The sequence below is a fragment of the Pelotomaculum sp. FP genome, from assembly GCF_004369245.1.
Taxonomy (GTDB): Bacteria; Bacillota; Desulfotomaculia; order Desulfotomaculales; family Pelotomaculaceae; genus Pelotomaculum_C; species Pelotomaculum_C schinkii.
Genome location: NZ_QFGB01000072.1, coordinates 1 through 17,386 on the forward strand (window position 1 = coordinate 1; position 17,386 = coordinate 17,386).

Here is a 17,386-nt window from a genome sequence, read left to right on the forward strand (position 1 = left end):
TCGCCTTAGCTGTTCACAATAAATGAATTGAGGCTTATTGGTTTTCCTGTTCCGTGAGCAATATTTATTAATTCTATGTAAACAAGAGAATAAGGGGAGTAGACTCTAAAATTAGGGGTTTAAACCGTGTTCAAGAGGACTTTTTGGCGCACCTTATCGTTCTCGCGAACGGATTCAACAATCTGTATGTAGGTTCTTTTAGAACCATCTTTGTTTGTAAATGTTTTGGTTCTCGCATACATGGCACCTATATTATACCATATTACCCTGATTTAAGGAAAATGAAATTTGTAATACGTGGCAGCACAGATTTGAAAATTTCAGAAGCGACCCCTTGATTTTACTGGGTTTGCGGGCTCGAAAGAGGCAAAAACCGCCTCAAAGTTTCAAACCTGAGTCAAAAGAACCGTCACCTTGTCAATCAGTGGCGGCTCAAGATAAAATAACAAATTTAGCTAGCTTTTTAAACAGAGTGTGGTCAATCATGCAAATCCTTTGCTGGCAATATCCAGAACGTCCTTGTATTGGTCGTTCATAAGATCTCGGAAATCTTCGTCTGAAAGATCATCCCCGCATATCCCATCCTCCAATAAACGGTCATAAATCAGTTCTGCGTATTCCCAATCTTCTAAGCGCATCTTCTCATAGCGTTTTTCCAGCTCATCTGGAAAATCAAGGATTAGGTCAATACGGCTGATCTTGCCATCAAGATACATGCGGATTATCTTCAGAACCGCCTTAATATTCGTCCGTCTCATCGGAGCTCTCCTTTTCTACACTGCACACTTCGGAATTTTGCACCAATCAGGCGCATGGTTCGGCAGTAACAACTTCAGATGCTCCGGGTCTTCTATGTCTAGATTCGGCGCTGCTTTGAATATGTACGTCAAATTGGCATATGGGTTAAGCCCATTTTCCTTTGCGGTTTCTATGATGCTGAATATCACAGCACTGCTTGCGGCGCCTCGGGCAGTATTGGCAAACAGGAAATTTTTACGGTCAATGACGAAGGGCTTGATACTCCTCTCAGCAAGTAATCCAATGTTTTGGATTAACTTGCTGAGAACTGTATCCGTCCCTTCACCATCGGACGCAAGAACTGGCTGTTCAGCGGAAGCCCCAAAGGAGCCGCGGCAAGTGCTGCCGTTTACAGCATCATTGAAAGTGCCAAGGCCAATGGCCTAAATCCATACAAATATCTTTATTATATCTTCAGTCAGTTGCCGGGAGTACAGTTCGGTCAACATCCGGAATTCCTTGAAGATTATCTTCCTTGGAGTCCGGAGGTTCAAGAATCCTCAAATAGGGCAAAAACTCAGTTTACACTGGTTTTTGCTTTTTTTATATACACTTTGTTATTTGACGCTTACCATCCACTAGCTGGAGGTGTGTCAAATGCTCTGTCCACCTTATAACTAACTGCAGCAGGATAAATAGTATTAAGCTCATAGGTAAGATCCCAGCAATCATTAGCGGCTCAATTAAAATTAATATATTAGATTTATGATCATAATTCCTACTAATTTGATATACAATAAAACGAGTTTTATTTAATAAATGTCCGTAAACTTCTACCTGCACCCTGGAACCTAGAAAGGTTGCCGACAAGCGGGACAGTCTGAGGCTAGCTTTCACTAGACCCCTCAGGTCTTCAGGGTACTAAAACAATGACATTTATCGAATCTTAAACCAGGCTATTGCCTAGAGCGCTAGTTAAGAAGAGCGAATTAAAATTTATAAACTGCTAATAATATTCTAGATGAAAAAAGAAAGGTACGGTGGTAATGAGTAATCAAGTTATATTGTGGTCTATGATAATTCTTCCATGGTTTACTTTGTTTTTAATGAGAAAAGAAGATATTAAGCGTTTAATGCCTGTCGGTTTATTCGCGGCACTTACAAGTATTATCGTGGTAGAGGCAGGACAAACCCTTGGCTGGTTTATTTATGGAGAAACAGCTTATCCTTTAAAAACCCCAGCCTATATTTTTGGACTAAACATAATCACTACAATGTGGCTGTTCTACTTTACTTATGGTCGATTTTGGACATACTTAGCAATAGACATAGTGCTAAACTTTGGATTCATTTATTTATTTCATGTCTATTTTTTAGGTAGCAAGGGGATTTTTCATGAAGTGGGTATAACCCCTTGGGAAAATGCACTATATGCTACTATCCATGGGATTTTAACGTATGGCTATCAAGTATGGCAGAAAGGAGCGTTAAAACAATCTGAACGAACCAGAACGCATATGCAGCCGGTTTTAGCAAAACCACTCCCTAAAGCTCAAGGTTCCCCTAGTGAAGATGATCAATAGTGTAAAAATGCTCCACCGTGGCTCAAAATAAATACATAAATATCCATTTAGCGACGATATTAACGACATCTCAAAATATGACTTTCCATTGATTGTTCCAGCTAATGTATAAACAACCATTTACTTCTGGAAAAACCAGCACAGTTTACTGTTAGTGATACTATACCATTCCGTATCATTCTTCCCATTCAGCACTATAAATCAACTTCGGCCATAGATTAGTTCGAGCAAGTTGAAAAATTATTTTCAACTCAATAATCCGGATACCCTAAACAAAAAGCCCCATAGAGGGGCTTTTTGTGCACAACTTTATTGTCTTAGTAGTACATAACTTTATTGTTCTGTACACAACTTTATTGTTCAACAACAATCCTGTAGTTTTAAAATAATAAGTGCACTTACATCTGGGAATTATCTTGATTTAATGGCTCAAATTTATAATAATAATTTTATTTCTGCTTATGTTGAAATATTACGATAAATCTTTTAAAAAAAATATTCTAAATTATTATATATAGGAATAGAATACGACAACATTTAAGAATAAATCGGTAAGCCCATCAGGGAGATACCTTAATGAGCAGCTATGCATAATGCAAAAAAACACCCTCCCACAGGAAGGTGTTTTGGAGAGAATCCTCGCCTTGGTAACTTTCCCCTACCCAGTTTGAGGAGTTGATTCAAAAATTTACTTAACTACTTTATGTTAATTTTTGTTGACAGTTCCATTCTTCTATTTTTTGTTCGATTACTTGTCAGGGTGGAGTTTATATCTTTTCCAAGCGTTCTTTTATCTTATATATAAATTCTTCTGTATCGACAACGGTCCTATCGGCTGAAGTTAACAGATGATCAAGATCCTTGGTGATGACACCCTCTTCAATAGTCTGAACAGAAGCTTTTTCCAGCTTTTGAGCAAATCTCACAAGATCCTGAGAACCGTCCAGTTCCCCGCGCTTTCTCAGGGCTCCGGTCCAGGCAAAGATGGTGGCCATGGAATTCGTAGAGGTTTTCATCCCTTTCAGGTGCTTGTAATAATGCCTCTGAACGGTCCCATGTGCAGCTTCATATTCATAATAACCCTGCGGTGAAACTAATACAGAGGTCATCATGGCCAGGCTGCCGAAAGCGGTGGCCACCATATCAGACATCACATCGCCGTCATAGTTCTTGCAGGCCCACAGCACACCGCCTTCAGACCGGACAATACGAGCAACCACATCGTCAATGAGGGTATAGAAGTACTCTAAGCCAGCCGCTTCAAATTCGGATTTATATTGTTCTTCATAAATTTCCTGGAAAATATCTTTAAATTGATGGTCATATATCTTAGATATAGTATCTTTTGTTGAGAACCAAAGATTTATCTTCTGATCAAGCGCAAAAGCAAAGCATGCTTTGGCAAAGCTTCTGATGGATGCATCAAGGTTGTGCATCCCCATGACAACGCCCGGGCTCTTGAAGTCGTGAACAAGGTATTTCTCTACCTGCCCATCCTCCGATGTATAGACCAGCTCAACCTTTCCCGGCTTATCGACACGGTACTCCGTATTCTTATAAATATCTCCGTAAGCATGTCTGGCAATGGTAATGGGTTTCTTCCAGGTCGGTATATTGGGAGTCAGGTTGTTGACAAGGATCGGCGTACGGAAAACTGTTCCGTCTAAAATACTTCTGATGGTACCATTGGGACTTTTCCACATCTTTTTAAGTTTATATTCCTCAACTCTGGCTGCATTGGGGGTAATGGTTGCGCATTTGACACCAACGCCGTATTTTTTTATGGCGTTGGCAGCGTCTACAGTAATCTGATCCTCGGTCTCATCCCTCTTCTCAAGTCCAAGATCATAGTATTCCGTATTCAGTTCTACATAGGGCTCTAAAAGAATTTTTTTAATCATCGCCCAGATGACTCTGGTCATTTCATCGCCGTCCATCTCGACCAGCGGTGTTTTCATGATAATTTTATCGCTCATTTTAATTCCCCACCTTTTATTCTGCTATATGCTTTTTGATCCAGGAGAGCTTGCCGCCCATCTTTAAGATCTCAGCGTCCAATTCTGAAAGGGTGTGCAGTAATTTAATCTTTGTTCCCTTTGTCATATTGTGCAGGAATACTTCACTCTTAAGATTGCCTATTTCCACCTCTAAGAAATCTCCAGCCTCGAACTTGTCATAATCATCAGGATTATCAAAGGTTAAGGGCACGATACCAAAATTAATCAAATTTGCCAGGTGGATGCGGGCAAAGGATTTTACGATAACCGCTTTAATTCCCAGGTGTTTGGGCGCCAGCGCCGCATGCTCGCGGCTTGATCCCTGTCCGTAATTATCACCGGCAATGATAAAACCGCCACTTTTTTCGACAGCCCTTTGATGAAAATTATTGTCAACCGCCTCCAGTACATATTTGGACATTTCTGGTATATTACTGCGCAATGGCAATATTTTTGCGCCTGCCGGCATAATATGATCGGTGGTGATATTATCCCCCAGCTTAATCAAAGCCTCGCCCCGCAAAACATCGGGCAGCGGCGGGAAGGCAGGCAAAGGCTTAATATTAGGCCCATAGTGAACCTTAATGCTTTTAGCTTCCTCAAAAGGCCGCGGTCTGATGATCATGTTATCGTTGACAAAAAACTTCTCCGGCATTTCAATTTTAGGATATTCGCCTAAATCCCTGGGATCAGTTAAAACGCCTGTCAGCGCTGTTGCAGCAGCCACTTCAGGACTGACCAGATAGACCTCTGCGTCCTTAGTTCCGCTTCTGCCTTCAAAATTTCTATTGAAAGTCCTGACGGACACCCCTTTGGAACATGGCGCCGCACCCATTCCAATACAAGGCCCGCAGGTGTTTTCCAGGACCCTCGCTCCAGCCTGGATAAGATATTTCATTTCACCGCTGTCGATTAAGTGCTCAACGACCTGTCTGGAGCCTGCACTGATAGTCAGATGAAGGTTTTGAGACACCGTTTTGCCTTTTAACGCATGGGCCACAACTTTAAGATCTTTTAAAGATGAATTGGTGCATGACCCGATTGCCACCTGGTCCACCTTTAAACCAGCAACTTCCCTTACCGTTTTAACATTGCCCGGGCTGTGGGGCAATGCCACCAAAGGTTCCAACTCACTTAAGTTGATTTCAATTACTCCATCATACTCAGCATTTTCATCAGCCACTATTTCCTGCCACTGTTCTCCTCTGCCCTGTGCTTCTAAAAAACTCCTGGTTATTTCATCGCTGGGGAAAAGACTGGTTGTGCAGCCGGTTTCCGTTCCCATGTTCGTGATGGTTGCCCGGTCCGGAACAGTTAAATTTTTCACTCCGGGCCCAAAATACTCCAATACTTTGCCGACTCCTCCATTTACATTGATTCGTCTTAAAACTTCCAGGATCACATCTTTCGCAGAGACCCAGTCAGACAACTTACCGGTAAGCTTTACACCAACAACTTTCGGAAATTTTATTCTAAAAGTTTCGCCGGCCATGGCGGCAGCAACATCAAGTCCGCCAGCTCCCATAGCAAAAGAACCAATGCCACCTGCAGTAGGTGTGTGGCTATCAGAACCTATCAAAGTTTTTCCCGGACGGGCAAACCTCTCAAGGAAAACCTGATGACAAATCCCATTTCCGGGTCTGGAAAAGTGGATCCCATATTTTTGTGCTGCAGATTGCAAAAACAAGTGATCATCAGAGTTTTTAAAATCTGTTTGCAGGGTATTGTGGTCTACAAAGCTGACGCTTAACTCCGTTTTAACACGGTCGATGCCAATTGCTTCAAATTGCAGATAGGCCATTGTTCCAGTGGCATCCTGCGTTAAAGTGTGATCAATTTTTAACGCTGCCACTTCACCTGCAGCAGCTTTTCCCTCAACAATGTGCTGTCTCAAGATTTTTTCCGTTATTGTACCGGACATGTATATTCTCCTTGTATCTCATTTTTTAAATAAAATCCACAGACTCTAAATTAAGCTTCTTGACATCTGCTTCCATTAATCAGTGGAGATTTCTCCTTTTTCCCATGAGACGCTTGGTTTGTTTTGAATAAGCGGCCCGCTGTTATTTATGTGTCCTGATAATATGTAAGAGATTTTCTTTTGCATGGACAACATGTTCTACGGTCAGATTCTCGGCGGCATCTTGATCATGATTTGCCAGGGCTTCTAGAATCTGGCGATGCTCCTTTATGGCTTTTTCAGCACGGCCATCGGATCTGAAAGAACGCTGCCGGTAATACTGGATCATATGGTGCAGATGCGAAAGGGTATGCTGCAAAGTCCGGCTGTTGCTATATGCGAAGACCCTTTCATGAAACTGAGAATCCAGGTGGTTGATGTGTTCCATGGCATTTTTTCTTTGATAGAATTCTTGCAAATCAACAATTTCCGTCAACTCTCTAATTTGTTCTTCGGTAATATTGGCGGCAGCCCACCTGGACCCCAATCCTTCGATATACATACGGATGGTATAAATATCTTCCAGATCCTTCTCGCTGATTCCTAGAACGACAGCACCTTTATTTGGGATAATTTGTACCAGGCCTTTTTGCTCCAGCATCCGAACTGCTTCCCGCACCGGCGTCCGGCTAACGCCCAATTCCGAACAAAGCTTCATCTCAATGAGATTCTCTCCGGGTTTAATTATGCCGTTCAAGATACTCTCTTCCAGTTCTTCAAAAACGCGTACGCTTAATGAATTGGAACTGTCCGGGCTTTTCATAATCATTTTGCCTCCTATAAGGAATATCTGGCAGGTAATGAAAAGAAGGTGCATGTTCAAAGCATTTCCTGTGGGTTTTAAACCTGTTATAGCAGCTCTATGGATAGAGGTGCTAACAAGTTATGCTTTTTTTTCAAAAGACAAGCCATATTCTTCGATAACAGATGCCAGTTCTTTATCGCTGATGTTGGTGGTTCGGCCGTTGCTATATTCTTTGTCCACCCATTCTTTTACATATTTAACCAGGGGATTATTTTTACTAACTTTTTTTTCATCAGGCAAATCATAATAGGAATTAATCCAGTAAGCAATACCGGCCGAACCGGAGGTTTTGCTCACAGCTACCACTGGTGTACGATTCAACAATAGTTTTGTATCAAAAATGTTATATATTTCTTCATCTTTCAGCAAACCATCGGCATGAATGCCGGCACGGGTTAAATTAAAGTTTTTACCCACAAAAGGTGTCATGGGCGGAACGTGATAACCGATTTTCTTATCATAGTATTCAGCTATTTCTGTGATTACAGTGGGATCCATGCCGTCAAAAGCGCCTCTTAAAGAAGCGTATTCAAAGACCATAGATTCCAAAGGAATGTTTCCGGTCCGTTCCCCGATGCCCAACAAGGAACAGTTTATGGCAGAGCAGCCGTAAAGCCAGGCAACGGTTGCGTTTATCACAGCTTTATTAAAATCGTTGTGGCCATGCCATTCCAACAGTTCTGAAGGCACGTCGGCATAATGCTGGAAGCCGTAAATCAGACCGGGGACGCTTCTGGGCAAGGCAACGCCGGAGAAAGGAATGCCGTAGCCCATGGTATCACAGGCACGAATTTTGATTGGGATACCTGACTCTTTTGACATGGCCATCAATTCATTAACAAAGGGTACGACAAAGCTGTAGTAATCTGCCCGGGTGATATCTTCTAAATGACAGCGAGGCTGTACACCTACTTCTAATGCTTGTGCTACCACAGACAAATAACTGTCCATGGCTTGCTTGCGGGTTTTGCCCAGCTTTTTAAATATGTGATAATCAGAGCAACTGACCAGGATGCCGGTTTCTTTGATACCCATATCTTTAACCAGTTGAAAATCTTCTTTGGTAGCTCTGATCCAGGAAGTAATTTCCGGAAAATCATAACCGAGATCCATACATTTACTGACTGCTTCCCGATCTAGTTTACTGTAGATAAAAAATTCTGTCTGCCGGATAATACCGTTAGGCCCCCCCAAACGATGGATCATCTTATATAGATCAACTATTTGTTCCACAGTATACGGGGCACGGGATTGTTGCCCGTCCCGAAAGGTGGTGTCGGTAATCCAGATTTTCTCGGGCATTCCTATTGGCACAAGCCGGTGGTTAAAGGGTATTTTGGGCACTTCCGTATAAGGATAGATATCTCGATAAAGATTGGGTTCTTCTACATCCTGTAGGTTATATTTATAGGGATCTTGTTCCAGCAAATTGCTGTGTTTGTTTGGCTCGATCATAAAAGCACTCCCTTTATTCCATATTATATACTTGTATACAATAATGCAAGTATATTAATTATATTGTCGAAATTTAGGATCGTCAAGAGTGCTCACGGCTATTGTCATAAATCGCTCCTTTCTCATTTGAAATTAAACGGCACACATTGGCATGTCCGTAATCAGATTTACGGGTCTTGCCCAACGTGTGCCGTTACATCAGCTAATAATATAGCCCTTTTGAGGAGGCTCGATCTGTTAGCAACTTACTTTCTGCGTATGATTATTGCTATAAAGTTCATATATTTACCCGCACCAGCGTTCATGGATTTGCGATCACTAACGGCATATTTATTGTCACAGACAAGCCAATCATTCCAGCATTCGTCAAAGCTCTCCATTTCGCAGACTGATATAATTTCGATGCCATCAGTAATCTCAAGCATCTTCCGCCAATATACGGTATCATGTAAAGTTTCTATATCTTCTGCTGTCCATGAAAGCAACATTTCAGACGGCAGATTGGCGTGAATATCCTTTTTAAGCCCAGGAACGGCAAACAGCAAGTATCCTCCATGCTTTACAAAAGGCAGCAAATGCTCGCCCAGGTACTTCTCATCACGTCCAAAATAGTGATAGGAATCTATGCTTACCACTGCGTCAAAGAATTCTTCGGCATACGGCAGATTGTGCGCCTCCGCATGGATTGGAATAATTTGCTCAGAAGTCAATCCCAGATCATCAAAACGCTTTTTATTATCGGTTGCGCTGACCCATAAATCGGTTGAAAATACACGCAGACTATACTCCATAACCATAAAGACAGACGTAACTCCACGCCCGCATCCTAGATCAAGCACGGTTGCGTTTTGGGGAATACTTTGAAGTGCAAGTAATTCCTCCAGCAGCTTTATGGGATTTGGTCCCATTATATTTTCTTTTATATAGTTATTGTCATATTTTCCTGATTTTGCATACTTCATAATTTATCTTCCTTTCTAATAATGAATAAGCGATTTTCAATTTGGAACACACTTTCCATACAGAAAATAAAAAAAGCATAGTACAATACTATGCCAAACCCAAGATCATATCTTAAGATCAGCTTGACATAGTTCTGTATGAAGACAAAAATTGCACACAAATAAAAGCAATCGCACATTGCCTTTTCTAACATGTACAATTATGTGTTCCTACAGAACAATAGCCAAACAGACACTACCTTTTCGATCTTAATATGATAAAAGTTTATAGTAATTCCGATACATTGTCAAGAGAAATGGTTTTGGCTTACCTGGGCTCCATGCCAGCAGTACGCCAACAAGAATTAGTATACAGGCCAGTAAAATAGAAAGCGTGATTAACACGATACGTCCCGCCTTTCGCATAGGGGGTATGGCTCAAACTCAATTAAGGGGCTTAATAGTTAAGATATCACTTAATAAATATATTCCAATAATTAAGGATCCACATCAATCCCATAACTGCCAAGGTAAATATACTATAATGCACCCGGGCAATCCGCCCCCAAAGTCCCTTCCACCAAGCAATCACCGTAAAAGGCACCAGTAAACAACTAAAAATCCACATAAGTGTTGGTATAAAATGAAACAATGGATTTCCTTCTGCAGGCATATACGCTTCTTTTGGTAATTGGTATACAGGATCAATGCCTGAAGAAAACAGGCTGGCGAATAAAATCAGGATGGTTATACTCGTACAAATCCCAACCCAAGAAGCAATGGCAGAAAACCTGGAGCTTTTATTTTTCCCCCTTTTAAACCAACCTAATATCATCATGATTATCCAGTAAATAAGCGAACTTATAGTGATTAATAATATGATTATTGCAGCTAATGCGGTAAAACTCATAGTTGAATAAAATGGAGCTTTCGAATATGTCAGGGGTCCATCGGTGATTAACATTATTCTGCCAAAGGGATCTGTTTTAAAAATAATTTTATGAAACGGGCCAAAGGCATCCTGAGTTCTTCCTTCTCTAAGGTTCTGATACACACCAGGCTCAATTTCAATAAATTTATTTGTTTCTCCGCCATTAGTTACCAGAAGATATCCATCTTCATCCACATCAACATTAATAATACCCCCAGCCAATATGCTGGTAATTTTCTCATCAGTAGTAACGCTTTTCCGGTTCATCTGGTATTCACCTGTAAACTTTTTAGCCCTTTCCCGGCTGCCTTCGCCAGGTACTCCCTTTATTTGAGCTGTAATTGGATAGTAAAAATCCATAAACTCTTGAAAAACCTCGGAATGAAGAAGATGATTACCACCACTGTAGGAAATAAAAATTCCTATATTCACTTCCGGCACCAAGTAAAGACCTGAGTTATAGAGCATAGTGCTTCCACCATGAAAAAGCACATCTTTGTCATTAAAGACCCCCTCCATATATCCAAGAGTCATGCCTCCCAACGTCGGATCATAGGTAAAGTGCTGCTTATGCATTTCTTTTGCGGTTTCTTCCTTAAGGATTCGTCCTCCGCTATAAGCACCACCAGATAAATGGGCTATCATGAAATTGGCCATATCTGAGGCAGTACTGCTCATACTGCCTGCTGGTTCGAGCATTATGTATTCGAAACTTGCTTCAGTATATGACCCATTAATAAACCTGTAGGGTTTAGCAATACAGGCAGGCGAGTCTAATGTTGGAGGTTGCCGGTAGGTACTGTTATTCATATTTAAAGGCGTGAAAATATTTTTTTCAACATAATCTGAAAAGGGCTGACCAGATAATCTTTCTACAATATAACCTGCCAAAGCAGTACCATAATTTGAATAGGCAGCAACTTCACCAGCGGGAAATATCCTTGCAGGCAGGTAGTTCTTTATATATTCATTCAGAGGTAAAAGATCATCTTCCGAAAGCCTGAAAAGTATGTCGGGGTAATCTTCAAAACCTGGAGTGTGGGTCATCAAATGGGTCATTGTTATCGGTTCTTCTATAGTTTTTTGGAGGGGTTTTTCAAGCCGTGGTGATATTTCAAAATCCAAATATCTGTTAATATCGGTATTTAGATCCAGTCTGCCCGCTTCAACAAGCTGCATTACTGCAGTCCAGGTAATTAATTTGGAAGTAGAACCAATACGAAAAAGGGTAGTATCGGCATCAACCAGAATATTGTTCTCAATATCTGCCAGGCCGAATCCTTTCTTATATACAATTTCGCCATTCTTCACGACAGATACGGTTGCATTGGGAATATGATATTTCTCCAGCTTGGATTTCATTGTATTGTCAAAAAAGGCTTCTAAGCTGATATCTTGAATGTCGTTTGCAGAAGCAGCCGCTGCAGATAGGGCTAAAATCAAGCTTATCAAAAAACTAACGAACGTAAGATATTTAATCCTTTTAAACATTTTATCACTCCGTTCCGTTTTTTATTTTGATTAACTTTTACTTAGCCGGGCGGATAGTATTACATCATTAGCCGCACTTGATAATAAATCCATCAAATCCTGTATTTCATAATCTTTGGGCAGTAAGCCGTGGGCAACCATTACCGAGAGGCCCAATTGAAATATCTTCATTTTTAATAAAATAGTTTTTAACTCATCCACCGTGAAACCTTCCAACTCAGGGTCCTTTTTCATCTGTTCAATCAAGGCCGGTATTATTTTCTCATCATAGACTTTTATGCGGCTATTATTGGTCATGACTAAATCTCTGAAAATTATGCTGTATTCTGAGGCAAACCTTAGACTTGCCCTCCCTATATCATGAAATGGGTTTCCTGAACTTTCTTCGCTTAAAAGCTGTTGACTGACACTTATTATCTTCTCTATTAAAGCTTCATTCAGTTCATCAATGTTTTTAAAATTTACGTAGATGGGGGCTACAGAACTGCCCATTTGTTCTGCGATTTTTCTCATGGTTATACCATCAATTCCTTCTGTTTTAGCTATTTCAAAGGCTGCATCAATTATTTGCCCCTTGGTAAATTTAACCTTAGGTCCCATAGTAACACTTCCTTCTTGTAACATGAATTATATATCATATGTTATATAATTCATGTTACATCATGTGCTAATTTTTTGCAATAGTTTTTCCAAATTCCCATATACTTCTTCCTTTGGGGAAGGTTGGTTTTATGGTGAATAGGCATGAAAAAACCACTATCTTTCAAGTGGCTTCTTCCAAACAATTAGGCTTATTATTAATCAGGTACTAAAAATTCATGCTCCAAATAACACTTGCACCTTATTGCTCGCATCGGAACCAAGGTGCGACCGTTTTCAACAGTTGGGGGTATATCAAATTGAAGGGTTTCACCGTTTAGTGTTACTGTCGTTGCACAAACCAACCCCACTGGAAACAAGGCTAAACATGTTATCACAACCAACATTATTAAAACTATCCTCGACATGATAATCCCTCCTTATTATTATGATATGTTCTATGCCTTGTAATATTTTACCTTTAGGGATAATGTCGATAATTCTCACATAAAGTGTCAGTAAAAAAGTTGGCATTATCCGTCTTAGAAGTCTACCCTTTTTAATTAGCCACAGTATTTTTTTGCTTACGGTATATTTTAAATGCATGCAGGAAAATTGCAATCACCAGCCAGGCAATGGAAAATAAGAGGCCATTCCTGATGTAGGGCCATAATATATCCCAGCCAATTCCTTTTAAACTTAAATATTTCCAGGCATTTGCCACATGGATATACGGCCAGATGCATTTCACAACCTGGGAAAAACCTGCCGGCATCACGTATTCCGGCCAGACAGCGCCCGAAGTAAGCAAAAAAAGTGTATAAATAATAGAATAAAATTCCACAAAGTAGGTGTAGTTTTGTTTATTCAGAAAAGATATAAGTACCAGGCCCATTACCGTCAGGGCCAGTAAAAATATTATCATCAGGATAAAATAAGCCAGAATATTGCCCCTGACCGGTAAACTGTAAATCCTGCCGCACAGGCATAAACCTGTGAAACTGGAAATACAGATCGTGATCCACATGGTTCCGGTCCGCACCAGTAGAGACTTGCCTCTTAGTATAAGCACTTTCAAGCTGATTTTATCGTTGGCCAGAATTTTTTTCTCTTCAATTAGAGCTGGCAGGAGATAAATAATTAGATAGAAAAATTGAATTATCAAGAGAGTGGCAACATACGTTAAATAACACATATAACTTAATTGCGGGTCATATAAAGTCCGGTCTTTAAAGGAAAAAGCCGCGATGGCCTGTTTTGCTGCCTGAGGAAGCATATTTTTACCTTCAAAAATATTAAGCTGAAACTGTGCGTTGAATGTCCCTAAAATCGCACTGCTATAGCCCTGCGCATTATTTGCGAGCAATAAGTTAGTACCGTCAATCAGTAAAATTACTTTGGGCATTTTCTTCTGGCTTAAATCCTGGCTGAAATTATTCGGTATAATAATTCCGCCAATGATCTTTTTTGCTTTTATGGCATCCTGCAGTTCAATTTCAGAAGCCGCATAATAATTGACGTCCAGTCCAGGATGATTTTCAAAACTCTGAACGATCGTTCTTGAAAGTGAAGAATTATCCAGATTTGCAATCCCAAAGGGTATATTTTCTATATAAATTCCTCCAAAAAAGTAACACAGCCCCAACTGGACAAGGATTGGTATTGCCAATAAGACCAACAGTAACTTTCCGTCCTTGCTTATACATTCTGCCAGTTTCATACTTCTTTTGCCTCTTTTCCCCGGCGCGTCGAAATAAAACCGCTGATCAGGCTGCGCAATTCACCAAATTTACATGCGAACAGAATACCGAACCAGGTATACAAAATGAATTTAAGCAGCCAATAGATGTCGGGTAATACTTGCTGTAACGTTGCTCCCAGCAAGGTTACGTCTCTCAGGGGAATCACGTAATAGGCAAAAGGGATAAATTTAGATACCTTCTGAAAAAGATCCGTCATCGCAACGACAGGAAATGTGTATCCGGCAAGAAGTAATGTGGCCATGATCGGCGTTGCAAATTCTACTGCGGGTAGCTTTTCTTTTGTAAGCAGGCTGAGCAAAATACCAATATTGGCAATGCCGGTCATGTTGAGCACAGTCAATACCAGGATCGGAATTGTGCTGCCGTTAAATGGACTTTTAAACCAATCAATTTGAATCCATAGGGTTACCACGGTTGATAGCGTACCTGCCAAACCACAGAAAATCCCTTTTTTGAAATAGACCAAAAATCTTTTCTTTTTTTTGTCGAACATTTCTATGCCGAGAATGAAAACTGCAACCTGAACAATATTTACAAGGATTCCCTGCAGGAAAAAATTAGCCGTACTTTTGGCAGGGTTACCTAAAATCCTGGTCGTATAAGCAATTGGTTGAATATAGTTTTGTGTTTCTGCCGGTGTTAAGTTCAGTTTCCCCTGCATCACCTGCAAGAGATAACCGCTTCTGATTGTTCCCAACACTTCAGAAATTCCTGTTTTTACCGCTCCTGCCATTGCCATTTGGGTGCCGTCATATATAACTAAAATCTCGGGTGCTTGTCCGTTAAGCATATCCGAAGAAAAGTTTTTGGGTATGATGATGCCTGTTGCAATCTCTCCAGATTCAATCAATTTTTTTACGACATCGTTGCTTTGGCCGAAGTACTTGATGTCAAAAGCATCATTTAAACTGATTTTATCGGTTAAGTTCCTGCTTTAATGTAGAATTATCATGATCTACAATGGCGGTAGGAACATGGGTGACTCGCTGACCGCTGAATTCATATCCTAATATTAAACTGCAAACTGGAGGGAGCAGCAGGGTAAATAGAATGGGTATCAAAAGACCCTTGTTGATTATATGCCTGTTCTTCATTTGCTGATTCTCCAATATTCAGTTTTTCTTTTCCTCTCCGAAATTAACGAAAACAGTCATGCCTGCATAAAGCGGGACATCAACGTCTTGCAGTTCAACCTTGACCCCATAAGCTAAAATATCAAATTCGCCATTTGAATTCGTTGCTCTCTTTACGGCAAAATCAGCGCTTTTATTGATTTGTATGATCCTTCCCTGAAATACTTCACCAGGATATGCTTGAAAGGTGACTTCGACAGATTGATCCAATTTTACTTTGCTTAAGTTGTCTTCCATCACTTTGCACTCCACCCATGGCGCAGCAGTGTCGGTAATTACAGCGATAGGCAATCCTGTGGAAATCAACTCTCCTTCCTCCACACTAAGCTGAGTAATGATGCCGTCGGTCGGTGCAGTGATTTCAGTTTTGCCGATATTGACTTCAACCTCCGCAAGAGCTGCTTCAGCTTGCTCTAACTGTCCCTGCAGCGTAGTAATAGATGCGCTTGCCGCGTCAAGATCTGCCTGGGCCTGATCAAGCTCTTCCCGGGTTGCTCCATTTATGAGTAAATTATATTGCTGTTTTGCCACTTCATATTGAGCAGCAACAGAGTCCAGTTCGGATTTGGAGATCGCACTATTTTCAAAGAGGCTTTTCTTTCGATCATAGTTTGCCTGCGCCAGATCGAAGTTTGCCTTTGCCTGGGCAATTTCTTCCGGTTTTGCCCCGATTTGCACTTTCTTCAATGCTGCCTGAGCCCCTGCCTTTGCTGCTTCTGCCGAACTGATCTGTCCATAAACGGTGGCAATGGCGGCTTGTGCCTTTTCTCTCTGCGCCAGTAGATTATCGCTATCTATAACCGCTAAAATCTGGCCTTTTTTTACTGTATCTCCTTCCTTTACATTCAATTGCTTTATTTGTCCTGCAATCTGGGAGTTAATGTTGGTTTCTTTCATTTCCAAGGTTGACTGCACGACAAGCTTTTTGGATTCTTTAGCAATAATATCTTCTCCTGTCAGGTGATTCATAACAGTTCCCAGCACAACCACCAGGCAAATCACCAGGAAAATGATAATGCTTTTTTTTATAACTTCTTTTTTCATAAGATTCCCTTCACTTTCGTGCAAATTATGTTACATTATAGTAAACACCGTGTATGCTTATTACCTATTGTGCTACATAAATTAATTTAAGTTTTTTGTTAGTACAAAACAATGGTCAAAAAACCAAAATGTGTGGCATATCCATGAAAACCCGTGCCGAATGTTACTTATCTTGAAAAATTTTACAGGACAAAAGGAGCACTACCCATGGTGAATCAGGCGGATCTTCGTGTTGTCCGGAGTAAAAAAATGATCAAGGATGCGTTTGTTGATTTAATTGAAAAAGAAGGGTATGAAAATATTACTATCAAGGACATTGCAAAACGGGCCATGATCAACCGGAAAACCTTTTATTGTCACTATGAAAGTAAAGCTGTTCTCTTTGATGAAATAGTTAAGGATACCCTGGATCTGCTTATGCAAAATTTACAGTATGAAAAATTGGATTTTGACGATGCTCTTTTCTCTATTGATTTACAAAGGGAAATCCAGACGATTTTGCATAATGTCACCGAGAACAGGAGGTTATTTAGAATTCTCTTTAGCAGCAGCTCAAGCTATGAACTTACTATGCAAATAGAACGGCTCTTACAGACAAAAATTATCTATAAATTAATTAAGGCAAATCCGGCTAAGTACCTCTCTGAAATACCCCGAGAGCTGTTAACCAGTTCAGTGTCCTCGGTTTTTATGATCATTATAAAGTGGTGGATCAATCAGGATGTATATTCAGAAGAAGACGCTGCTAAAATTTTCTTGAAGCTAGTTTCTACAGGATTTACGAAATCGTTTGGTTTTACTAATTAAGAGAATTAAAACTGCGAATGTTACCAGGCAAAAATCGAGTAGGGTAGCGCCGCAGTAATTTTCTGCGGCGTTATCCCTCTCACAGAACCGGACTTACGGGCCTCGTATCCGGCTCCTGATAAACCTCAGTCACTTCTCCCAAAAGTGATGCAAAATGCC

At 40.6% G+C, this 17,386-nt stretch carries 12 protein-coding genes and 3 pseudogenes; 3 read left to right on the plus strand and 12 right to left on the minus strand.

Features of this window, described 5'->3' with window-relative positions:
• Window positions 1-482 precede the first annotated feature (482 nt).
• On the minus strand, window positions 483-758 hold the full coding sequence (locus Psfp_RS18805; protein ID WP_134220057.1) for a hypothetical protein: 276 nt from the start codon (window positions 756-758) through the stop codon (window positions 483-485).
• A gap of 15 nt (window positions 759-773) precedes the next feature.
• Window positions 774-1,031, minus strand: a pseudogene (locus Psfp_RS18810) (transposase domain-containing protein); the annotation flags it as partial.
• Window positions 1,032-1,040: 9 nt separating this feature from the next.
• Here Psfp_RS18810 and Psfp_RS18815 point away from each other — a divergent pair.
• A pseudogene (locus Psfp_RS18815) lies at window positions 1,041-1,289 on the plus strand (transposase domain-containing protein); the annotation flags it as partial.
• Between the two features lie 522 nt (window positions 1,290-1,811).
• Entirely contained in the window at window positions 1,812-2,321 is a 510-nt protein-coding gene (locus Psfp_RS18820; RefSeq protein WP_205079632.1) for a hypothetical protein, read from the plus strand.
• 767 nt (window positions 2,322-3,088) lie between these two features.
• On the opposite strand, the gene Psfp_RS18825 is transcribed toward Psfp_RS18820, so the two are convergent.
• The 10 genes and pseudogenes from Psfp_RS18825 to Psfp_RS18870 form a co-directional block, all read right to left on the minus strand.
• Entirely contained in the window at window positions 3,089-4,297 is a 1,209-nt protein-coding gene (locus Psfp_RS18825) for an NADP-dependent isocitrate dehydrogenase (protein WP_134220059.1), read from the minus strand.
• Window positions 4,298-4,313: 16 nt separating this feature from the next.
• A complete protein-coding gene (locus tag Psfp_RS18830; RefSeq protein WP_134220060.1) occupies window positions 4,314-6,239 on the minus strand; it encodes an aconitate hydratase in 1,926 nt (641 codons plus the stop codon).
• 142 nt (window positions 6,240-6,381) lie between these two features.
• Window positions 6,382-7,041 carry a GntR family transcriptional regulator gene (locus Psfp_RS18835; RefSeq protein ID WP_243120802.1) on the minus strand — a complete coding sequence of 220 codons (660 nt, stop codon included), beginning with the start codon at window positions 7,039-7,041 and terminating at the stop codon, window positions 6,382-6,384.
• 120 nt (window positions 7,042-7,161) lie between these two features.
• Window positions 7,162-8,538 carry a 2-isopropylmalate synthase gene (locus Psfp_RS18840; RefSeq protein ID WP_134220062.1) on the minus strand — a complete coding sequence of 459 codons (1,377 nt, stop codon included), beginning with the start codon at window positions 8,536-8,538 and terminating at the stop codon, window positions 7,162-7,164.
• 245 nt (window positions 8,539-8,783) lie between these two features.
• Complete coding sequence (locus tag Psfp_RS18845) at window positions 8,784-9,500, minus strand: methyltransferase domain-containing protein (RefSeq protein WP_134220063.1); 717 nt, start codon at window positions 9,498-9,500, stop codon at window positions 8,784-8,786.
• A 451-nt stretch (window positions 9,501-9,951) separates the two neighbouring features.
• Window positions 9,952-11,901: a serine hydrolase domain-containing protein gene (locus Psfp_RS18850; protein ID WP_134220064.1), complete on the minus strand. Its 1,950-nt coding sequence runs from the start codon at window positions 11,899-11,901 to the stop codon at window positions 9,952-9,954.
• Window positions 11,902-11,931: 30 nt separating this feature from the next.
• Window positions 11,932-12,501, minus strand: a complete 570-nt coding sequence (locus Psfp_RS18855) for a TetR/AcrR family transcriptional regulator (protein WP_134220065.1) — start codon at window positions 12,499-12,501, stop codon at window positions 11,932-11,934.
• A 538-nt stretch (window positions 12,502-13,039) separates the two neighbouring features.
• A complete protein-coding gene (locus Psfp_RS18860; protein WP_134220066.1) occupies window positions 13,040-14,200 on the minus strand; it encodes an ABC transporter permease in 1,161 nt (386 codons plus the stop codon).
• Window positions 14,197-15,165: pseudogene (locus Psfp_RS18865) on the minus strand (ABC transporter permease); the annotation flags it as partial. The pseudogene Psfp_RS18865 and the gene Psfp_RS18860, both read right to left, overlap by 4 nt.
• A gap of 190 nt (window positions 15,166-15,355) precedes the next feature.
• Window positions 15,356-16,420, minus strand: coding sequence for an efflux RND transporter periplasmic adaptor subunit (locus tag Psfp_RS18870; protein ID WP_134220068.1), 1,065 nt, complete (start codon window positions 16,418-16,420; stop codon window positions 15,356-15,358).
• A 207-nt stretch (window positions 16,421-16,627) separates the two neighbouring features.
• Here Psfp_RS18870 and Psfp_RS18875 point away from each other — a divergent pair, with 207 nt between their 5' ends.
• Entirely contained in the window at window positions 16,628-17,227 is a 600-nt protein-coding gene (locus Psfp_RS18875; protein WP_134220069.1) for a TetR/AcrR family transcriptional regulator, read from the plus strand.
• Window positions 17,228-17,386: the final 159 nt, after the last annotated feature.